The 19,083-nt window shown below is 64.0% G+C and carries 15 protein-coding genes; 10 read left to right on the forward strand and 5 right to left on the reverse strand.

Translation table 11 applies throughout. The features are described from left to right. Nucleotides 1-147: 147 nt before the first annotated feature. From QRN22_RS06065 to QRN22_RS06080, 4 genes are all read right to left on the reverse strand, one after another. Complete coding sequence (locus QRN22_RS06065) at nucleotides 148-474, reverse strand: cupin domain-containing protein (protein WP_042553553.1); 327 nt, start codon at nucleotides 472-474, stop codon at nucleotides 148-150. A 23-nt stretch (nucleotides 475-497) separates the two neighbouring features. Then, a complete protein-coding gene (locus QRN22_RS06070) occupies nucleotides 498-1,871 on the reverse strand; it encodes a GTPase/DUF3482 domain-containing protein (protein ID WP_042553552.1) in 1,374 nt (457 codons plus the stop codon). A gap of 216 nt (nucleotides 1,872-2,087) precedes the next feature. Beyond that, nucleotides 2,088-3,464 carry a DUF2868 domain-containing protein gene (locus QRN22_RS06075; RefSeq protein WP_042553551.1) on the reverse strand — a complete coding sequence of 459 codons (1,377 nt, stop codon included), beginning with the start codon at nucleotides 3,462-3,464 and terminating at the stop codon, nucleotides 2,088-2,090. 68 nt (nucleotides 3,465-3,532) lie between these two features. Next, nucleotides 3,533-4,639 carry a glycerophosphodiester phosphodiesterase gene (locus QRN22_RS06080; RefSeq protein WP_042553550.1) on the reverse strand — a complete coding sequence of 369 codons (1,107 nt, stop codon included), beginning with the start codon at nucleotides 4,637-4,639 and terminating at the stop codon, nucleotides 3,533-3,535. A 113-nt stretch (nucleotides 4,640-4,752) separates the two neighbouring features. On the opposite strand from QRN22_RS06080, the gene QRN22_RS06085 reads away from it, so the two are divergent. The 3 genes from QRN22_RS06085 (at nucleotide 4,753) to QRN22_RS06095 (ending at nucleotide 8,464) form a co-directional block, all read left to right on the forward strand. Next, a complete protein-coding gene (locus tag QRN22_RS06085) occupies nucleotides 4,753-5,277 on the forward strand; it encodes a dihydrofolate reductase (RefSeq protein WP_042553549.1) in 525 nt (174 codons plus the stop codon). A gap of 77 nt (nucleotides 5,278-5,354) precedes the next feature. After that, nucleotides 5,355-5,999 carry a YitT family protein gene (locus QRN22_RS06090; protein ID WP_042553548.1) on the forward strand — a complete coding sequence of 215 codons (645 nt, stop codon included), beginning with the start codon at nucleotides 5,355-5,357 and terminating at the stop codon, nucleotides 5,997-5,999. A gap of 353 nt (nucleotides 6,000-6,352) precedes the next feature. Continuing rightward, nucleotides 6,353-8,464, forward strand: coding sequence for a TonB-dependent siderophore receptor (locus tag QRN22_RS06095; protein ID WP_156152698.1), 2,112 nt, complete (start codon nucleotides 6,353-6,355; stop codon nucleotides 8,462-8,464). 1,084 nt (nucleotides 8,465-9,548) lie between these two features. On the opposite strand, the gene QRN22_RS06100 is transcribed toward QRN22_RS06095, so the two are convergent. After that, entirely contained in the window at nucleotides 9,549-10,925 is a 1,377-nt protein-coding gene (locus QRN22_RS06100) for a uracil-xanthine permease family protein (RefSeq protein WP_042553546.1), read from the reverse strand. A 134-nt stretch (nucleotides 10,926-11,059) separates the two neighbouring features. On the opposite strand from QRN22_RS06100, the gene QRN22_RS06105 reads away from it, so the two are divergent. The 7 genes from QRN22_RS06105 to tauD all read left to right on the forward strand — a co-directional run bounded on the left by QRN22_RS06105 (nucleotide 11,060) and on the right by tauD (nucleotide 18,929). Beyond that, nucleotides 11,060-11,599: an RNA polymerase sigma factor gene (locus tag QRN22_RS06105; RefSeq protein WP_042553545.1), complete on the forward strand. Its 540-nt coding sequence runs from the start codon at nucleotides 11,060-11,062 to the stop codon at nucleotides 11,597-11,599. Continuing rightward, entirely contained in the window at nucleotides 11,596-12,534 is a 939-nt protein-coding gene (locus tag QRN22_RS06110) for a FecR family protein (RefSeq protein ID WP_042553544.1), read from the forward strand. The genes QRN22_RS06105 and QRN22_RS06110 overlap by 4 nt, the downstream gene beginning before the upstream one ends. Nucleotides 12,535-12,649: 115 nt before the next feature. Beyond that, the gene (locus QRN22_RS06115) at nucleotides 12,650-15,109 is read left to right on the forward strand and encodes a TonB-dependent siderophore receptor (protein WP_042553543.1); all 2,460 of its coding nucleotides are present in this window, start codon (nucleotides 12,650-12,652) and stop codon (nucleotides 15,107-15,109) included. A gap of 300 nt (nucleotides 15,110-15,409) precedes the next feature. After that, a complete protein-coding gene (gene tauA, locus QRN22_RS06120; RefSeq protein ID WP_042553542.1) occupies nucleotides 15,410-16,393 on the forward strand; it encodes a taurine ABC transporter substrate-binding protein in 984 nt (327 codons plus the stop codon). Between the two features lie 71 nt (nucleotides 16,394-16,464). Next, nucleotides 16,465-17,253 (forward strand): taurine ABC transporter ATP-binding protein, encoded by a 789-nt coding sequence (locus tag QRN22_RS06125; protein ID WP_042553541.1) that lies wholly within the window; start codon nucleotides 16,465-16,467, stop codon nucleotides 17,251-17,253. Beyond that, nucleotides 17,243-18,058 (forward strand): taurine ABC transporter permease TauC, encoded by an 816-nt coding sequence (tauC, locus tag QRN22_RS06130; protein ID WP_042553540.1) that lies wholly within the window; start codon nucleotides 17,243-17,245, stop codon nucleotides 18,056-18,058. Before QRN22_RS06125 ends, tauC begins: the two co-directional genes overlap by 11 nt. A gap of 31 nt (nucleotides 18,059-18,089) precedes the next feature. Then, on the forward strand, nucleotides 18,090-18,929 hold the full coding sequence (gene tauD / locus QRN22_RS06135; RefSeq protein WP_042553539.1) for a taurine dioxygenase: 840 nt from the start codon (nucleotides 18,090-18,092) through the stop codon (nucleotides 18,927-18,929). Nucleotides 18,930-19,083 lie beyond the last annotated feature (154 nt).

Below are 19,083 nucleotides of genomic sequence, written 5' to 3' on the forward strand. Positions count from 1 at the left end.
GGCCATGCCCGCGAATTTTCGCGCGCATGGCGCGCTCCCACGGTTAACTACAATTGCCAGTTTCGTAGCCTGGGTTAGCCGAAGGCGTAACCCGGGACGGTGGCAGGGGTTTTCACAAATCCCGGGTATCGCTGTGCTCAGCCCGGGCTACGGGTTGCTGGGGTGCAAATGAATCGCCAGCCACAGCGCGCCGTCGCTGGTGCGCTCCACGCGGTGCGGCGTACCGGCCGCCAGGAACAGATGATCGCCGGCCGTCAGTTCCAGCGCTTTTCCCGCAATGGTCATGCTGGCCGTGCCGCGTACCAGCAGTACCCACTCATCCTGTTCCTGCACGTAGTCCACCGACTCGATGCGGGTGGAACTGACGATGCGCTCGATCACCAGATTGCGCTGGCTCAGCAGGGTTTCGAAGCGTTCGCCCTGAACGGGCGGCTCGCTGTCGGTGAACAGGTTGGCGAGTGAGGTGGTGGTCATGGCGGCTCCGAGACGCGCGGCGTTCAGCCCGCGTCGATTTCCTTGGCCAGGCGCTCGACCTGTTCCAGGCGTTCGACCTGATCGAGGCGGGCACCGGGGTTCAGGGAAGACCACTCCGGTCGTGCCCGGGCTATGCGCAGCGCGGGCGGCAGCTTGCCCTCGCGCCACTGGCTGTCCTGCAGGGCGTCGAGGCGTACCGCTTCCACCGCTGCATGGCCACGGTGATCGAGGGCCTGCAGCAGGTGCTGCTGGCGCAGCGCGAGCAGGCGCAGCACGGCGTCGTCGACGGTCAGCTCTCGCTGGCCCTGGAGCTTGCCCTTGAGACGCGAACCATAATTACGCAGGGTCTGCGCGCCACCGCCGAGCAATGCGCCAGCCAAGGCAGCGGTTCCCAGGGTCAGGCCGCCGACCAGCAGGTCCACGCCGGCACCGGCCGCGGCACCCGCGGCAGCGCCGCCGCCCAGGCGAATGCCCAGTTGCTTGATGGTTTCCGGGTTGAACAGATCATTGCCCCAGCGGCCGTCCAGCAACGGCAGGTCGTCGGCGCGGGCATCTTCGCGGCGGAAGGCATACAGACGCAGCAGGGCTTCCACGCAGCGTTGTTCGCGCTGGCGAACCTCTTTGCGCAGTTCGCCGATGGCGCTCTTTTCCAGTTCGCTTTGGTTGGCCACGCTGCGTCGGCAGGCGGCGCAGTCGATCAGCAGTTCGGCGATCAGGCGCTTGGCGCTGCGGTGGCGGGCCACTCGTTGAGCCTCGTGGTCGTCGATCAGGCGTTGCAGCTGCGGGCGCGACTTCTCGTGCATCAGCGCCAGGCTTTCATAGAGCCGCCGTTCGCCATCGAGTGGCGGTGCCACGCTGTCGAAACGAACCAGGGCATGCAGTCCCAGGCGTGCCAGTGCTTCGCGCCAGTCGTCTTCGCGATGATTGGCACTGGCCACGAAATTCAGCACGGGCAGCAGCGGCCGCCCGCACATGGCCAGCACGTTCAGCTCGTCCCGGTACTTGGCCAGTACCGGCTCGCGTGCATCGATCACGTAAAGACCGGCGTCGGATGCCTGTAGCTGGCGCAGCACCTTGGCTTCCTGTTCGAAACGCTGGCGCGCCTCACTGCCTTCCATGAAGCGCGCCAGGCGGGCCGGGCCGTCGAGGCGCTCGCCGGGACGATCCAGCCTGTCGAGGTAGTCGAGCAGGGCGATGGCATCTTCCAGGCCGGGCGTGTCGTACAGCTCCAGCAGTGCTTCGCCGTCCACCGACAGGCGTGCGCCCTCGACGTGGCGGGTGGTGCTGGGGCGATGCGACACTTCGCCGAAACCGATATCGCGGGTCAGGGTACGCAGCAGCGAGGTCTTGCCGACGTTGGTGTGGCCGACCACGGCGAGCTTCAGTGCCTGGCTCATGGGCGGCGCTCCCGCAAGCGATTGTCGCCGCCTAGGAGCGAGAGGCGTCGCGCCGCTGGCTGCTCTATCGCGCCTGCAATCGCATCGCCGGCTAGCCGGCTCCTACAGGATTGATTGCGGGCAGAGGGCTTTTGCAGGAGTCCGCTTGCGGGCGATCGCGATGGTCGGCAGGCTGCAAGAGCGATCGCCGGCAAGCCGGCTCCTACGGAAATGCGGCTAGTCATGGCCCGTCTCCAGCCAGGTCAATGGCGAACTGTTGCGATGCTCAAGCTGCAATCGATCCAGCGCACTATGCCAGTCACCCAGACGTTCGCCGTCGAGGCTTTCCCCGGACGGTGGCGGTAGCAGCCAGATGCGTGTTTCGCCGGCGCAGCGTGCCAGCTCGGCGAGCAACGCCAGGCTGCCGCGGTCCGGCGAGCGCCGTGGATCGCAAGCGATGGCCAGGCGAGCGGGCGGAAAGCGGGTGAGCTGGTCGAGGAGTTGGCGGCGCTGCTCGCGGCTGTCGATGATCCCGGCGTCGGCCACCGACTTGGGCAACTGCGGTGGCCAGGGGCGCCGGTCGTCCAGCTCGATGGCCACCAGCAGCGCGCCCTGGCTGGCGTCGACGCCGGCGCCGGACTGCACTTGATAAAGCTGCGCCGGCTCTGCATCGCACACGCCCAGGCGTTCGCTGTTGGGTTGCAGGCGGTCGCGCAGCAGGCCGTAACCGGGCAGGTCGACATCCAGTTGCAGGTGGGCCACGCCGCTACGCCAGCGCCACAGGCAGATCAGCCCCAGCAGCAGGCGTGGCAGCAGGCCGTAGAGCACGACCACGCCGATCAGCCAGCCGGCCCAGGCATGCCGGGCCGACTCCAGCGGCAGCGGGCTGTCGCCACTGGCGCGTACGGTGGCGGCATCGGGAACCGGAAAACCCAGCAGGCCGGGCAGGGCGCCGAGGGCCTGGGTGAGGGCGACGAAGGTATCGCCGCCCAGCAAGGTGGTTTCCCATACGAAGCCATAACGGCGGGTAGACAGCAGCGCGAGGAGCATCAGCAGGGCGGTGGTCAGTGCCACCAGCCAGAGCCCGTGTACGGCCATGCCGACCAACCAGCGATTGAGGCGCTGGCGACGCAGTAGCAGGACCAGGGCGGGGCCGGTGTGCAGCGCGCTGGCATCGCGGGCCAGCTTCTCGCTGAGCCACAGCCAGAGGCGCCCGAGCACCGCGCCATGGCCGCCGCCAAACAGCAGGCCGATCAGCCAGCCAAGCAACATCAGCAGGTGCAGGCCGAGCAGGCTACCCAGGGCCCAGAACACGTTGACCGGCGTTTGTCCGTCGCCCAGTGCGGCTACCGCCAGGCCCGCGCCACTGGCCAGGGCCAGCAGGCCGAGCAGCAGCAACGCCAGGCGTGCGCCTTGCAGCCAATGGCGCTGCGCCTGCTGCTGGCCATCGCGCTCGGCGAGCAGCAGGGCGCGGTTTTCGATGCGGGTGGCCAGGTCACCGCCTGCCACCTGAGCACGGCGGTTGGCTTCGCTGTCCTCGAGCAGCCCGGCATGTTCTTCTCGCAGGCGTACGGCCTCGCAGAGCCATAGGCGTTGCAGCTTGGGTAAGGCCACGCGATCTCCCGGCAGTTGGAATCCACGGGGAGCATAACCGCTGTGAGGCGATTGGCAAAAACTCGCGTTTAACGGACCTGTTGCTGGCGCAGTCGCACGGCGATATCGGGCTGGTCGATGAACAGGCCGTCTATGCCGGTGGCCAGGAAGGCACGGACCTCCGCGTCGATATCGCCGCGGTCTGCGGGGCTGCTACCCCGTTGCAGCTCCGCGGGCAGAAACTGGTTCTCGGCGCGGAAGGTATAGGGGTGGACCAACAGCCCCGCGGCATGGGCATCGGCGACGAATCGCGTCGGTTCGCCCAGGCTGCCGTCCGGCTTGCGCGGGATGACGTAGCTCTTGTCCGGGCCCACGCCATTGGCGTATTCGGCGACTGCCCGCAGCCCGGCTGGCGTGGCCATCTGCGCGTAGGTCAGCGGATTGCCCTGCACGACCTGATCATGGGGCTGGCCCTTGCCGTACAGCTGGACCAGGCGCAGCGAGCTGAGTTGACGCAGTGCTTTCAGGTTGCTCACCTCGAAGGACTGGATGTACACCGGTGCAGCGGCGTCGCGATAGCCATTGCGGGCAAGGGTCTCGATCAGCGGCTTGTCCATGCCCAGGCCCAGCTGTTGGAAATGCGCGGGATGCTTGGTCTCGATGTACAGGCCGATCTCACGGCCCTGGCTGACCTGCAGCGCTTTCACCAGATCGATGACTTCCTGCAGGGTGGGGATCTCGAACTGGCCATTGAGGCGGGTATTGCCCGGGCGGATATCGGGGATCCGCTCGATGGCACGCAGGCGCTTGAGTTCGGCCGCGGTGAAGTCTTCGCTGAACCAGCCGTCGAGCTCGACGCCATCGATGTTGGCCTTGCGTTTGCGGTCGGCGAACTCGGGGTGCCTGGCGACGTCGGTGGTCAGGCCCAGCTCGTTGTCGTGGCGGGCGAACAGTTGGCCGTCCTTGCTCATCACCAGATCCGGTTCGATGTAGTCAGCACCTTGCAGCACGGCGACCGCATAGGCAGCGAGGGTATGTTCGGGCAGGTAACCGCTGGCGCCGCGGTGCGCGATGATCAGTGGTTTGCCGTCGTCGGCACGCTTGGCGGCGGGCGCTGTCGGGGTTTCTGCGTGCGCCGTGAAGGGCAGGGCGAGCAGTGTGCTGAGCAGTAGCAGACGGGGCTGGCGTAGGGGCATCGGGCATCTCTCCTGAGCGGCATTGGCCGGTGGTTTTCCAACAGCCTGCACCGACAAAGATGGCGTGGCGATGACAGTGCGGCAAGTCATGCAGCGCGATGCGGCCCTCTGCTATGCTCGCCGCCATGACGACTCGACTCCCCCTCTGCCTGATCGCCGCCCTTGCGGAAAACCGCGTGATCGGCCGCGACAACCAATTGCCCTGGCACCTGCCGGCGGATCTCAAGCACTTCAAGGCCAAGACCCTCGGTAAGCCGATCATCATGGGTCGCAAGACCTGGGATTCTCTCGGCCGTCCGCTACCTGGGCGGCTCAATCTGGTGGTCAGCCGCCAGTCCGGCCTCGAGCTGGAAGGTGCCGAGGTGTTCGCGACCGTCGCGGCCGCTCATCTGCGGGCCGAGGCCTGGGCTCGCGAGCAGGGCGTCGACGAAGTGATGCTGATCGGCGGCGCTCAGCTGTACGAGCAGGCGCTGACCATTGCCGACCGCCTGTACCTGACCCGCGTGGCGTTGCAGCCCGAGGGCGACGCCTGGTTCCCGGCGTTCGACGAGGCGCAGTGGCAGCGCACCGAGCAGGACGATCAGCCGGCTACCGATACCGCGCCCGCGCACAGTTACGAGACCTGGACTCGCCGGTAGTCCGCCCCCTTATATATTCTGATTCGCCACCCTGACCCGGTGGCGTTTTACCTTGTGCGCCCAGTGAGAGATACACCATGAACGACACCCCGGACGCCGGCGAGCGAGAGACGATTGCCGACTTCTTCGTCCGTCATCCACTCTGGGAGGATGCTCTGGCGCTCGTCCTCGGTACCGCCATGGTCGCCCTGGGCATCACCCTCTACAGCCACGCGGGCCTGCTGACTGGTGGCACGGTGGGGCTGGCCTTTCTAATCAAGTACCTGGCCGGCTGGCCGTTCGGCGTGGTGTTCTTTCTGCTCAACGTGCCGTTTTACTTACTGGCGATCTGGCGCATGGGCTGGGCATTCACTCTGCGTACGGTCTGCGCGGTCGGCCTCGTGTCGCTGCTGGCCGAGCTGACGCCGCACTGGATCACTTTCGCTGCGCTCAACGAGCTTTACGCTGCGCTGTTCGGTGGTTTCGCCATGGGCCTGGGTTTGCTGATGCTGTTCCGTCACCGTGCCAGCCTGGGCGGTGTGAACATCCTCGCGCTGTATCTGCAGGAGCGCTTCGGGTTGCGCGCCGGTGCCGTGCAGATGGGGGTGGACGCCGCCATCGTGCTGGCGTCGATCTTCGTCGTGGCCCCTGAGAAGGTCGCGCTGTCGGTTCTCGGTGCCGTGGCATTGAACATGGTGCTGGCCATCAATCACCGCGCCGGCCGTTACATGGGCGTGAGCTGACAGGCGACTCGCTGCACTCCGTCGCTCCCTGAGCATCGCCCCTGCGCCATTCCCCTCTCGTCGAGCGGGCACCTGTCGCGCAGCGCGATGCCCTTCACCCTATTTTTCCGGGTTCAGGCCCCTGCCGCTGGGTTTGCCGTGGGAAGGAGGGCGGCGGCTTCGCCATATTTGGTAATAAGATTTAAGGAGTTAATGAGAGGTGATATCGTTTATGCGTCTGCGTATCACTCTACTCAAAACAACAGGAGACTCCTATGAATCCCCATGCCATGGCGGGCGCTGGCTGTGCTCGACGGCCGCTTCCCTGCGCCCCCAGCCTGTTGGCTGTCGCGATCACCCTGGCTGGCATCGCGATGCCGCTGATGGCCCACGCGCAACAGGCCGCACAGGGCGATAGTGGCAGTACCGTGGTCCTCGAGCCTCAGGACGGAACACTCGAACTGGAGGCCACCTCGGTCACCAGCAACCAGCTCGGTACCATCACCGAGGAATCCCAGTCCTACACGCCGGGCTCCATCGCCACTGCGACCCGTCTGGTACTGACGCCGCGCGAAACGCCGCAGTCGATCAGCGTGGTCACGCGCAAGCGCATGGATGATTTCGGGCTCACCAGCATCGACGACGTAATGCGTCACACCCCGGGAGTCAGCATCGTCACCTATGACACCGAGCGTACCGAGTACTACGCCCGTGGTTTTGCCATCAACAACTTCCAGTATGACGGCATTCCAATGTCGCGCGACTCTGCTTACTCGGCAGGCAATACCTTGAGCGATATGGCGATCTATGACCGTATCGAAGTGCTCAAGGGGGCTACCGGCCTGCTGACGGGTAGCGGTGACCCGGGTGCGACCATCAACCTGATCCGCAAGAAACCAACTCACGAATTCTCAGGGCATCTTTCCGCTGGCATCGGATCGTGGGACGACTACCGCACCGAGATCGATGTCGGTGGCCCGCTGACCCCTACTGGCAACGTACGCGGTCGTGCAGTCGCAGCCTATCAGGACAAGCATTCGTTCCAGGACAACTATGAGCGCAAGACCAACGTCTATTACGGCATTCTCGAGTTCGACCTGAGCGAAGACACGCTGCTCAGCGTTGGGGCCGACTATCAGGACAACAAGCCGGAAGGATCGAGCTGGGGATCGATGCCGATCTTCGACAGCAATGGCAACTTCAACAAGGTTTCTCGTTCTTTCAACCCAGGCACCAACTGGAGTGGCTGGGAACAATACACCCGCACCGTATTCGCCACGCTGGAGCACAACTTTGCCAATGGCTGGCTGGCCAAGATGCAGCTCAACCACCAGATCAATGGCTATGACGCGACCCTGGGGTCTGCCAGTGCGGGTAATCCCAACCCGGCGGACGGTTCTGGTGCTCGTCAGTGGCAGGGCAAGTACGTCGGCGAGACGAAAGCGGATGCGGCCGATGGCTACGTGAGCGGCTCGTACCAGTTGTTCGGCCGCGAGCATGAGCTGGTCGTGGGAGGCAGCATTGCGCGCCGCAAGACGGATCGTGATGGCTATGCCTTCTTCGGCCCGGACGTCGATGACTTCTACAGCTGGAATGGCAATGTCCCCGAGCCGGATTGGGGAGCGCCGACCAACGACAAGGAGACGATTCGTGAGAACGGCCTCTACACCACCTCGCGTTTCAATCTGCAGGATGACCTGAAGCTCATCCTCGGTGCGCGCCTGGCCAATTACCGGGGGGAAGACACCAAGAAGAGCGGTGTCGTCGTGCCGTACGCAGGGCTGATCTATGACCTCACGGACACTATCTCGGCCTACACCAGCTACACCACCATCTTCAAACCGCAGAGCAGCCGCGACCGGCAGGGCAGAACCCTCGAGCCGCAAGAAGGTGACAACTACGAGATCGGCCTGAAGGGCGAGTTCTACGACGGCCGTCTGAATGCCAGCCTGGCCTACTTCGAAATCCACCAGGACAACCGTCCTCAGGCCGATGGGTTCATCAACGGCACGGCAGAGCAGGCTTTCCGCGCCGTGCAGGGGGTGAAGACCAAGGGCTACGAGGCCGAAGTCTCGGATGAACTGACACCGGGTTGGCAGCTGCAGGCCGGGTACTCGCACAAGATCGCTCGCGTCGACGGCAGGAAGCTCTCCACGGTAGAGCCAGAAGACCAGTTCAGCGTTTACACCACCTACAACCTCAAGGGGCAACTCGAGCCATTGACCGTTGGCGGCGGTGCGCGCTGGCAGAGCAGAAGCTGGGGCTCGGTGTGGAATGCACCGCGTGCTCGCAATGAGGACTTCGGCCAGAGTGCCTACTGGCTGCTGGACGTGATGGCCAAGTATCAGGTAACCGATAACCTGTCCGCGACCCTGAACGTCAACAACCTGCTGGACAAGAAGTACCTGACCATCATGGACTTCTACAGCGTTTACTCCTGGGGCGAGCCGCGTAACGTCATGCTGACCACGCGCTACGACTTCTGAGTCACCTGCCAGATGCGAAGAGGGCCGCTTACCCTGTCTCCCTCATGACCGGAATCGGCATTCACGCTGTTCCATAGGAGCCGGCTCGCCGGCGATCAGTGGCCATTGCGCGCCTTGCGTGACGGCTGGCATCGCATCGCCCGCAAGCGGGCTCCTACGGGCATGGCGAGTGCGGGTGGTCTGGCGGTAGCCGCCAGACAGGCCGTGGATCATCACGCGGTCACGTAGGAGCCGGCTTGCCGGCGATCAGTGGCCATTGCGCGCCTTGCGTGACGGCCAGCATCGGATCGCCCGCAAGCGGGCTCCTACGGACATGGTGAGTGCGGGTGGTCTAGCGGTAGCCGCAGGCAGGCCGTGGATCATCACGCGGTCACGTAGGAGCCGGCTTGCCGGCGATTAACGACCATGGCACGGAGTGTGGGGCGGCCCGAGCTCGCATCGCCCGCAAGCGGGCTCCTACGGATGTGGCGAGTGCGGGTGTGGCGGTAGCCGTAGGCAGGCCGTGGATCATCACGCGGTCACGTAGGAGCCGGCTTGCCGGCGATCAGTGTCCATGGCACGGAGTGTGGGATGGCCCGAGCATCGGATCGCCCGCAAGCGGGCTCCTACGGATATGGCGAGTGCGGGTGTGGCGGTAGCCGCAGGCAGGCCGTGGATCATCACGCGGTCACGTAGGAGCCGGCTTGCCGGCGATTAATGGCCATTGCGCGCCTTGCGTGACGGCCAGCATCGTATCGCCCGCAAGCGGGCTCCTACGGACATGGTGAGTGCGGGTGGTCTGGCGGTAGCAGCAGGCCGTGGATCATCACGCGGTCACGTAGGAGCCGGCTTGCCAGCGATCAGTGGCCATGGCACGGAGTGTGGGATGGCCCGAGCATCGTATCGCCCGCAAGCGGGCTCCTACGGGCATGGTGAGTACGGGTGGTCTGGCGGTAGCCGCAGGCTGTGGATCATCACGCGGTCACGTAGGAGCCGGCTTGCCGGCGATTAACGGCCATGGCACGGAGTGTGGGGTGGCCCGAGCTCGTATCGCCCGCAAGCGGGCTCCTACAGATAGGGTGAGGGCATGTGCCCGGTGCCTGGATCAGCGATCGCTCTGCTCGCCCTTGGGCGGGCTTTCCGGCAGGAACCAGTTGAGCAGCAGGGCGCAGATGCCGCCGGTGGCCACGCCGGACTCCAGTACGTTGCGCAGTGCTGCAGGCATGTGGGCGAGGAACTCCGGCACCTGCGACACGCCAAGGCCGAGGGCCAAGGACACGGCGATGATCAGCAGCGCGCGGCGATCCAGATCGATGCCCGCCAGGATGTTGATGCCCGAGGCCGCCACGGCGCCGAACATCACCATGGCCGCACCGCCGAGTACCGGCTCCGGTACCGCCTGGATGACCCCGGCCACTGCCGGGAACAGGCCGAGAATCACCAGCATCAGCGCGATCCACACGCCGATGTGGCGGCTGGCGATGCCGGTCAGCTGAATCACGCCGTTGTTCTGGGCGAAGATCGAGCTGGGGAAGGTATTGAACACGCCCGCCAGCAGCGAATTGACGCCGTTGACCAGCACGCCGCCCTTGATTCGCTGCATCCACAGCGGGCCCTCGACGGGCTGCTTGGACACCTTGCTGGTGGCGGTCACGTCACCGATGGCCTCCAGGGAGGTCACCAGATAGATCACCAGCATCGGGATGAACAGGCTCCAGGAGAAGCCGAGGCCGAAGTGCAGGGGCGTTGGCACCTGGAACAGCTCTGCCTGGTGCATGCCGGTGAAGTCCAGGCGGCCCAGGTAACCGGCCAGCGCATAGCCGACCAGCAGGGCAATGACGATCGCGCAGCTGCGCATCCACACCACGGGAATGCGGTTGAGCGCCACGATCACGGCCAGCACCACGCCGGACAGCAGCAGGTTCTCGCCATTGGCGAAGGTGCCGTTGGCCATGGCGCCGTAGCCGCCACCCATGCTGATCAGGCCGACCTTGATCAGCGTCAGGCCGATCATCAGCACCACGATGCCGGTGACCAGCGGGGTAATCAGTTTTTTCACGAACGGCAGGATGCGCGAGATACCGATCTCGACGAACGAGCCTGCAATCACCACGCCGAAGATCGCCGCCATCACGGCTTCGACCGGTGTGCCCTGCTTGACCATCAGCGCGCCGCCGGCAATCAGTGGGCCGACGAAGTTGAAGCTGGTGCCTTGCACGACCAGCAGCCCGGCGCCCAGCGGGCCGAAGCGACGGCACTGCACGTAGGTGGCGATACCGGAGATCACCAGGCTCATGGAAACGATCAGGTTGGTGTCGCGGGCCGACACGCCCAGGGCCTGGCAGATCAGCAGGCCGGGGGTGACGATCGGCACGATGATCGCCAGCAGATGCTGCAGGGCGGCGAGGATCGCCACCAGCGGACGCGGGCGGTCTTCGAGGCCATAGATCAGTTCGTCACGCTTGGGGTCGACTGGTTGCATGGTGGTCGCTGCCTGGAAAAACGGCGGATTCTACTGACACGCCAGGCTAATCCCAAGTAGCAGACGACGGGCTAGATATGAATGAATCTTATTATCTGATAGCGTGCGCGGCGTTCAGACACCGAGATGCCGCCTTGTCGTCCTGGAATGCCCAACTCACCCGACTGTTTCTGGAGCACAAGCAGGCTCTGGAGGCATTCGTTGCGCGGCGAATCGGCAGCCGCCAGGTGGCCGCCGACCTGACTCAGGAGACCTTCCTGCGGCTGGCGCGCATGCCGGGCGATGCGCGTATCGATAATCTGCGCGCGTTTCTTTTCACCGTAGCCGGCAACCTGGTACTCGACCATCAGCGCCAGGCGTTGCGCCGAGGGCTGGTAGAGGGCGAGTTGCCGGCCGACGAGGCTGTCTGTCCGGCGCCAGGCATTGCCGACTGCCTGGCGGCCGAACAGGAGCAGACGCTGCTGAGCGATGCCATCGCAGCGCTGCCTGAGCAGCGGCGGCGGATTTTCCTGCTTTACCATGTCGAGGGCATGGCTTACCGCGAGATCGCCACGTGCGAGGCGACCACGGTGCGCAGCGTGGAATATCATCTGCGCCAGGCGTTGATCGATTGCCGGTCTTTCATCAAGAAGCGCTTGCAGCCGAAATCGCCATCAGGAATTTCCCCGCCATGACCGACGATGAATTATTTGCCCAGGCCAGCGCCTGGCATTTTCGTTTGCAGGCCGAGGACGTCAGTTCGCATGAACGTCAGGCATTCACTGACTGGCTGGCGCAAAGCGACAGGCATGGCCAGGCGTGGGACGAGGCGCAGATGCTCCTCGCGGCCTTGCAGCCTGCCGCGCGCCAGGCGCATCGGTCGCTTGCGAAAACGCCCCGCACCGCCTGGCCGTGGGCCACCGCCGCGGCGCTGTTGCTGGCCTTGGGTCTTGCCTGGCAGACACCCTGGGCGGATCGCCTGCGTGCCGATCACTACACCGTCGTCGGAGAAAGCCAGTCCATCGAACTGGCCGACGGCTCGCGCATCGAGCTGAATACCGATGCAGCGTTAAGCGTCGAATTCGCCCACGGTGAGCGGCGCATTCGCCTGCTACGCGGCGAGGCCTGGTTTGACGTTAGGCACGATGCCAGCCGGCCGTTCGTGGTGGAAAGCGACGGCGTGCAGGTGCGCGTGCTCGGCACCCAATTCGGCGTGGCCCGACAGGATGGCCATACCCGGGTGCAATTGGTGCAGGGGCGGGTCGAGGCCAGTGTCGCGGGCGACGCCAAGGTCGTGTTGGCACCGGGGCAGGCGGTGGATGCGACGCGTCGCCAGCTCGCTGCGGTGAAAATCTTCGACGTCGACCAGGCATTCGCCTGGCGGCAGCGGCAACTGGTGTTTCGCCAACAGCCGCTCGGTGAGGTGATCCGCGAGCTGAATCGTTACTGGCCAGGGCGCATTCTGGTCTTCGATCAGGCGCTCGAACGGCGCGCGGTGTCCGGGGTGTTCGAGATCGACAAGCCCGAAGCGGTGCTGCGCGCGCTGCAACTCACCCTTGGTTTGCAAGCCCGGCAGTACACCCCGTACGTGACTGTGCTGCAGCCTGGCATGGCGGCCACGCCAAACTGATCGAAAGTTTTTTCAGGGATTTCTCCGCGGTTGTCGTCCTTGATCTTGAGGCGCGAATTACAAGCACTCGCAAGTAGTGCCGCCGATATGGATTTCGATCACCGGGGAGTTTTTCATGCACTACGTTACCGACACTAGCCATTGCGGCCTGCCGACTCTGTTGTCCCTCGCCATTGCACTGGCCGTCGCGCCACCTGTTGCGCTCGCCGCAGAAGTCGCCGCGACCCAGCAGCAGGTGCTGCGTTTCGACATCCCGGCGCAGTCGCTGGATGCTGCGCTGAGCGCTTTTTCGGCGGTAACCCGCACCCAAGTGCTGGTGCCCGCCGAACTTACCCGCAACCAGCTTTCGCCAGGCATCTCGGGCAGTTATGCACAGACCGAAGCGTTGTCGCGGCTGCTGGCGGGTACAGGCCTGGCTGCACGTTTCGTCGATGGCGATACCGTGACCCTGGAACGCCCCGCAGGTGATCAGAACGACGCCGTGCAACTGGGCGCCACCACTGTGAGCGGACAGAGCCTGGGCATTACCACTGAAGGTTCGGGCTCCTACACCACCGGACAGACCGCTGCTGCCACCCGCCTGCCGCTCACGCTGCGGGAAACGCCGCAATCGGTGAGCGTAATCACCCGCCAGCAGATGGACGACCAGGGCCTGCAAAACATCTCCGACGTGCTGCAGCAAACGCCGGGCATCAAGGTCAATCAGGAAAACTCCGAGGGTTATACCTTCTATGCTCGCGGTTTCGAGGTGCAGAACTTTCAGGTCGATGGCATCTCCAGCCTGTCCAGCGACGGCGGCACTCTGCGTGACAACTACAGCATCGGCAACTCGCTGATCTACGACCGTGTGGAGGTGCTCAAAGGCGCTACGGGCCTCGTCAACGGTGCCGGCTATCCGTCCGCGGTGATCAATATGGTGCGCAAGCGGCCCACCTCCGAGTTCAAGGGCCATGCGGCAATCGGCGCGGGCTCCTGGGACAAATACCGCAGTGAGGTGGATATTTCCGGGCCGCTGACCGAGGGCGGAGCAGTGCGCGGCCGCATGGTTGCCGGAACCGAAGAGCACCAGAGCTACATCGACCACCTCAAGGGCGAGCAGAACGTCTTCTACGGCATTCTCGAAGCCGACCTGAGCGATGACACCACCGTTGCGGTGGGCTATGACCTGCAAAAGAACTACAACGATGGCAGCACCACCGGATCTCTGCCTGCCTTCTTTGCGGACGGTCGCGAAGCGCGCTTCTCCCGTTCGAGCAACGCAGCGGACAAGTGGGCTTATCGCAATCAGGATACCCAGCGGGCATTTGCCGAGGTGGAGCAGACGCTGGCCAATGACTGGTCGATCAAGGCAGTGGTCAGTACGCGGCAGTACAAGTCCCGTGAGTTGATCTCCGGCATCAATAGCCAGGCAATCAACACCGATAACAGCGCTGTGCACGGGTTTCTCTGGGGGGAGTCCTCCAAGTTCAATGTCGACAGCAGCGAGAAGAGTTTCGATGCCCAGGCCAAAGGCCCTTATCAGTTGTTCGGCCGCAGCCACGATCTGGTGTTGGGCTACGGCTACAACCGTACCGATACCGTGACCAGGCGTTATGACGGCCTGACGGACGAGCTTATCGATGACGTCTTCAATTGGGATAACAACGCCACCAAGCCTGCCCGATTCGATTGGTGGAACCGCTTCAACATCGATGCGCGGCAGAAGATCGCCTACATGGCGACGGTGCTGAAACCGACCGGTCGCCTGTCGCTGGTTCTGGGTGCGCGCGTGACCGACTACCAATGGCAGATTGAAACGCTCAACGCCTTGGGCAGCCGTGGAAAATTCCAGAGCACCGTCTCCGGCGAAGTGACTCCCTATGTTGGGGCGACCTTTGTACTGGATGACCACCATTCGGTTTACGCCAGCTACACCGACATCTTCAAGCCGCAGGCGTACAGCCGCGGGATCGATGGCAAGCCGATCGATCCGCTAACCGGCGAGAGCTATGAAGTGGGTATCAAGGGTGAGTACTTTGACAGCCGTCTGAATGCCAGCCTGGCCCTGTTCGAGCTGCATCAGGACAACGTCGCTGACGAGCGCTCGGATGGTAATGGCGATAGCTACAACGTACCGATCCAGGGTGTTAAGACCCGTGGCGTCGAGCTGGAAATGTCTGGCGAACCTGTCGAGCGGCTGCAGGTGCAGGCCGGTTACGTCTACCAGGAATCTCACGATGCGGACGGCAAGCGCGAAAGCACCGATCAACCGCAGCACATGCTCAAACTGGCGGGTAACTATCGCTTGCCGGGCGACTGGCAGCGCCTGACGGTCGGCGGCAACCTGCAATGGCAGAGCTCCACCTACTTCGTGCCGGGCGATTGGTACTCGGTGGTGGGCGACCCCAAGTTCGAGCAAAAGGCCTACACCCTGGTCGGCCTGGTGGCTGGGTATGATTTCAGCACTCAGTTGAAGGGCACTCTGAACATCAACAACCTGTTCGACAAGCACTACTATAGCGGCCTGGGTAACTATGACACGGTCTATTGGGGCGCGCCGCGCAATCTGATGGCAACGGTGAAATACAGCTTCTGATACCCGCCGGACCAGGCAAAAGGGCAGCCGAAAGGTTGCCCTTTTGCGTTTCTGAGGGGGGCCGTTGTCAGGCAGCAAGGCACCTGAAGCGCTGGCGTTGCGGGAAAACGCGCATTCACATCGACCCACTTCAGTACCGCCGCCGCTCTGGCTCGCGGCTGTTACCGACAGCTCTAAGCTAAGTGTTAAATGTTATTGGTTTTCTATTTCTTATAACCATAAATTTCACTCCATCAGCGCCGTGGTGGCGCTTCGGCAGCTGGGATCAACCGCAGCGGTGCCACTTGCGAGGAGTCGAACGTGAAACAGACCATCAAAGCCCTGCTGCTCGCTGTCGCTGCGGCAACCGCTGTTCAGGCCCATGCCGCCGACATCGTGATCGGTTACCAGACCGGTGTGGATCCGTCCAAGGTCGCCCAGGCTGACGGTGCATACGAAAAAGCCATCGGTGAGAAGCTCGACTGGCGTCGTTTCAACTCCGGTGCCGACGTGGTGACGGCACTGGCTTCCGGTGACGTACAGATCGGCAACCTCGGTTCCAGCCCACTGGCCGCCGCCACGTCGCGCAAATTGCCGCTGGTGACCTTTCTGGTCGCTGCCGAAATCAATGCTGCCGAGGCGCTGGTCGTACGCAACGGCAGTGGCATCGACAGCCCCGAGCAACTGGTCGGCAAGACCATCGCCACGCCGTTCGTGTCCACCTCCCACTACAGCCTGCTCGGCGCCCTGAAGCACTGGAAGATCGACCCCACCCAGGTGAAGATCGTCAACCTCAACCCGGCCGAGATCAATGCGGCGTGGAAGCGCGGTGACATCGACGGTGCCTTCGTCTGGTCGCCGGCACTGGGTGAAATCAAACGCAGCGGCAAGGTGCTGACCGATGCGGCCGAGGTCGGCAAATGGGGCGCGCCGACGTTCGAGGTCTGGGTGGCCCGCAAGGATTTCGCCGAGAAGCACCCTGAAGTGCTGGCCAAGTTCGCTGGCGTGACCCTCGATGCCTTCGCCGACTACCAGGCCAACGTCGCCACGTGGACGGCTGACTCCGAACAGGCCGGCAAGATCGCCAAGCTGATCGGTGCCAACGCTGCCGACATCCCGGAATTGCTCGCCGGCTCCGCCTATCCGAATGCGCAGCAGCAAGTCAGTGCCGACCTGCTGGGTGGCGGTACTGCCAAGGCGATTGCCCGCACCGCCGAGTTCCTCAAGGAACAGAAGCGTATTCCCGCCGTACTGCCCGACTACTCGCCCTATGTCAGTGCCGAGTACGTCCGCCAGGCGCAGTGAACCCCCAGAGCTACGTTCATGCCACGTTTCGCCCCTCTCCGGAGGGGCTTTTTTACTTTGAGGAGTCGACCATGAGCCGACTGAGCGCCGAGCGGGTCAGCTTGAGTTTCAAGCGTCGCGGTCATTCGCAGGTCATCTTGGATAATTTCGATCTGCAGATCGAAAAGGGCGAGTCCGTGGTCGTGCTCGGCCCGTCGGGCTGCGGCAAGTCCAGCCTGCTCAACGTGCTGGCCGGCTTTCAGCCACCTGGCAGCGGCCGTGTGCATATCGATGGCCGCACCCTCGAAGGCCCGGGCGGCGATCGCGGCGTGGTGTTTCAGGATGACGCGCTGATGCCATGGCTCGATGCCCTCGACAACGTTGCCCTGGGGCTGCGCCTGCGCGGCCTGAGCAAGCAGCAACGCCATGCCCGGGCGCGTGAAGTGCTCGAACTGGTTGGCCTGGCCAGTCATGCTCATCATCAGATTTCCGAACTGTCGGGCGGTCAGCGTCAGCGCCTTGGGCTGGCGAGGGCGCTGGCGGTCGATCCGGACTTTCTGCTGCTCGACGAACCCTTCGGTGCCCTCGATGCCCTGACCCGCGAGCGCATGCAGTTGCTGCTGCTCGACGTCTGGAAGCGCACCGGCAAGGGCCTGTTCCTGATCACCCACAGTGTCGACGAGGCACTGTTTCTCGCCACCGACCTGATCGTGCTGGACGGCCCGCCTGCCCGTGCGGTGATTCACCGGCAACTGCCGTTCGCTCGCCGTTACATCGGCGGTGAACCGGTGCGCTCGATCAAGAGCGATCCGGCCTTCGCCGAGCTGCGTCAGGAGCTGCTCGATCTCTTCCTTCAGGAGTCCGCCGACCATGCCTTCTGATGCACTGAAAAACACCGTAAGCGACCGCAGCCGCCGTTTCGTGATCCGCTTCGACCGTCGCCGGGCGGCAGCCTTCGGTACCTTGGCGGCGTTGGCGAGCCTGTGGTGGCTGGCAACGCACCTCGGCTGGGTCGACACCATCTTCCTGCCTGCCCCCGAACAACTGCTGGTGGCCCTCAAGGGGCTGCTGCAGGACGGTTATCTGGATGCCACGCTATGGCAGCACCTGAGTACCAGCCTGTGGCGCGTGCTGGTGGCGCTGTTGGCTGCGGTCGTCACGGCCATCCCGCTGGGAATCGCCATGGGCTTGAACCCCACGCTCAACGCCGCGCTCGACCCGCTGGTGGAGTTCTATCGGCCGATCCCGCCGCTGGCCTATCTGCCGTTGATGGTGATCTGGTTCGGCATCGGCGAGCTATCCAAGGTGCTGCTCATCTACATGGCGCTGTTCGCGCCGCTGCTGATCGCCACCGTGGGCGGCGTGCGCAGGGTCGACAAGGCACGTATCCAGGCGGTGCGCTGCCTGGGTGCCAGCCGCTTGCAGGTGGTGCGTCACGTGATTCTGCCCAGCGCGCTGCCGGACATCCTCACCGGCCTGCGTATCGCCCTGGGTGTCGGTTGGTCGACGCTGGTCGCTGCGGAGCTGATCGCCGCCAACCAGGGGCTCGGCTTCATGGTGCAGTCTGCCGCGCAGTTCCTTGCCACCGACGTGGTGGTGGTCGGCATCCTGTTGATCGCCAGCATCGCCTTGACCATCGAACTCGGTTTGCGCGCGCTGCAAAAGCGCTTCGCTTCCTGGAACTGACTGCTTAACGGGACTGAATAGAGAAAGACCCATGACCCTCGTATTCGAACGTATCGGCCAAGCCCTGGGCGCGCGCGTTACCGGTGTCGACCTGAGCCGCCCGCTGGATGCCGAAAGCTACACCAGCTTGCGCCAGGGGCTACTTGAACATCAGGTGCTGTTTCTGCGTGATCAATTGCTGACGCCTCGCCAACAGCGCGATGCGGCAGCCATGTTCGGTGATCTGCATATCCACCCGATCTATCCGAAGATCGAAGAACAGCCGGAAGTCCTCGTTCTGGATACCGAGCTCAATGACCTGCGCGACAACGCCCTGTGGCACTCGGACGTATCGTTCATCCCGTCGCCGCCGCTGGGCTCGCTGCTCAGTGCGCGGCACGTTCCGCCGCATGGTGGCGACACGCTGTGGGCCAGTTGCTCTGCCGCCTATGAAGGGCTTTCTGCACCGATCCGCAACCTGCTCGACGGCCTGACGGCTGTGCATGACCTGACCCTGTCGTTTCCTCTGGAGCGCTTCGGCACTACGCCCGAGGCACTGGAAAAATGGAATGCCGCTCGGGCAGCGAACCCACCGGTCACTCACCCGGTGATACGCGTACACCCGGAGACGGGCCGCAAGGGGATCTTCGTCAGCGAGTCGTTCACCACCCGGATCGTCGAGCTGGAGCCGGGCGAAAGCGATGCACTGCTGAAGATGCTCTTCGCACAGATCGCCAAACCGGAATTCAGCGTGCGCTGGCAATGGCGCCAGGGCGACCTGGCGTTCTGGGACAACCGCCTGACCCAGCACTACGCCTGCGACGACTACCGCCCGCAGCGGCGCATCATGCACCGTGCGACGATTCTCGGCGATCGGCCTTTCGGGCCTTGAAGCCGCTGCAAGCCATAAGCTCCAAGCGGCAGCTCGAACCGTAGGAGCGGGCCATGCCCGCGATTCGTGCGCATGGCGCACTCCCACAGATAAGGGTGCAGGGGCGGCCCAGGTTTATAAATCGTACTGTGGCCGAAACTGAGCGGCAGCTCGA

The organism is Pseudomonas sp. MEJ086 (genome assembly GCF_030209025.1).
GTDB classification, from domain to species: Bacteria; Pseudomonadota; Gammaproteobacteria; order Pseudomonadales; family Pseudomonadaceae; genus Aquipseudomonas; species Aquipseudomonas fulva_A.

What these genes read in the sequence shown, in the direction of transcription:
- QRN22_RS06080 (WP_042553550.1), bottom strand. Translation starts at nt 4,639, where the DNA reads ATGCCCCTACGCCAGCCCCGTCTGCTACTGCTCAGCACACTGCTCGCC.
- QRN22_RS06085 (WP_042553549.1), top strand. Translation starts at nt 4,753, where the DNA reads ATGCTCGCCGCCATGACGACTCGACTCCCCCTCTGCCTGATCGCCGCC.
- QRN22_RS06110 (WP_042553544.1), top strand. Translation starts at nt 11,596, where the DNA reads ATGACCGACGATGAATTATTTGCCCAGGCCAGCGCCTGGCATTTTCGT.
- QRN22_RS06100 (WP_042553546.1), bottom strand. Translation starts at nt 10,925, where the DNA reads ATGCAACCAGTCGACCCCAAGCGTGACGAACTGATCTATGGCCTCGAA.
- tauD (WP_042553539.1), top strand. Translation starts at nt 18,090, where the DNA reads ATGACCCTCGTATTCGAACGTATCGGCCAAGCCCTGGGCGCGCGCGTT.
- tauC (WP_042553540.1), top strand. Translation starts at nt 17,243, where the DNA reads ATGCCTTCTGATGCACTGAAAAACACCGTAAGCGACCGCAGCCGCCGT.
- QRN22_RS06125 (WP_042553541.1), top strand. Translation starts at nt 16,465, where the DNA reads ATGAGCCGACTGAGCGCCGAGCGGGTCAGCTTGAGTTTCAAGCGTCGC.
- QRN22_RS06065 (WP_042553553.1), bottom strand. Translation starts at nt 474, where the DNA reads ATGACCACCACCTCACTCGCCAACCTGTTCACCGACAGCGAGCCGCCC.
- QRN22_RS06095 (WP_156152698.1), top strand. Translation starts at nt 6,353, where the DNA reads ATGCCGCTGATGGCCCACGCGCAACAGGCCGCACAGGGCGATAGTGGC.
- QRN22_RS06070 (WP_042553552.1), bottom strand. Translation starts at nt 1,871, where the DNA reads ATGAGCCAGGCACTGAAGCTCGCCGTGGTCGGCCACACCAACGTCGGC.
- QRN22_RS06115 (WP_042553543.1), top strand. Translation starts at nt 12,650, where the DNA reads ATGCACTACGTTACCGACACTAGCCATTGCGGCCTGCCGACTCTGTTG.
- QRN22_RS06090 (WP_042553548.1), top strand. Translation starts at nt 5,355, where the DNA reads ATGAACGACACCCCGGACGCCGGCGAGCGAGAGACGATTGCCGACTTC.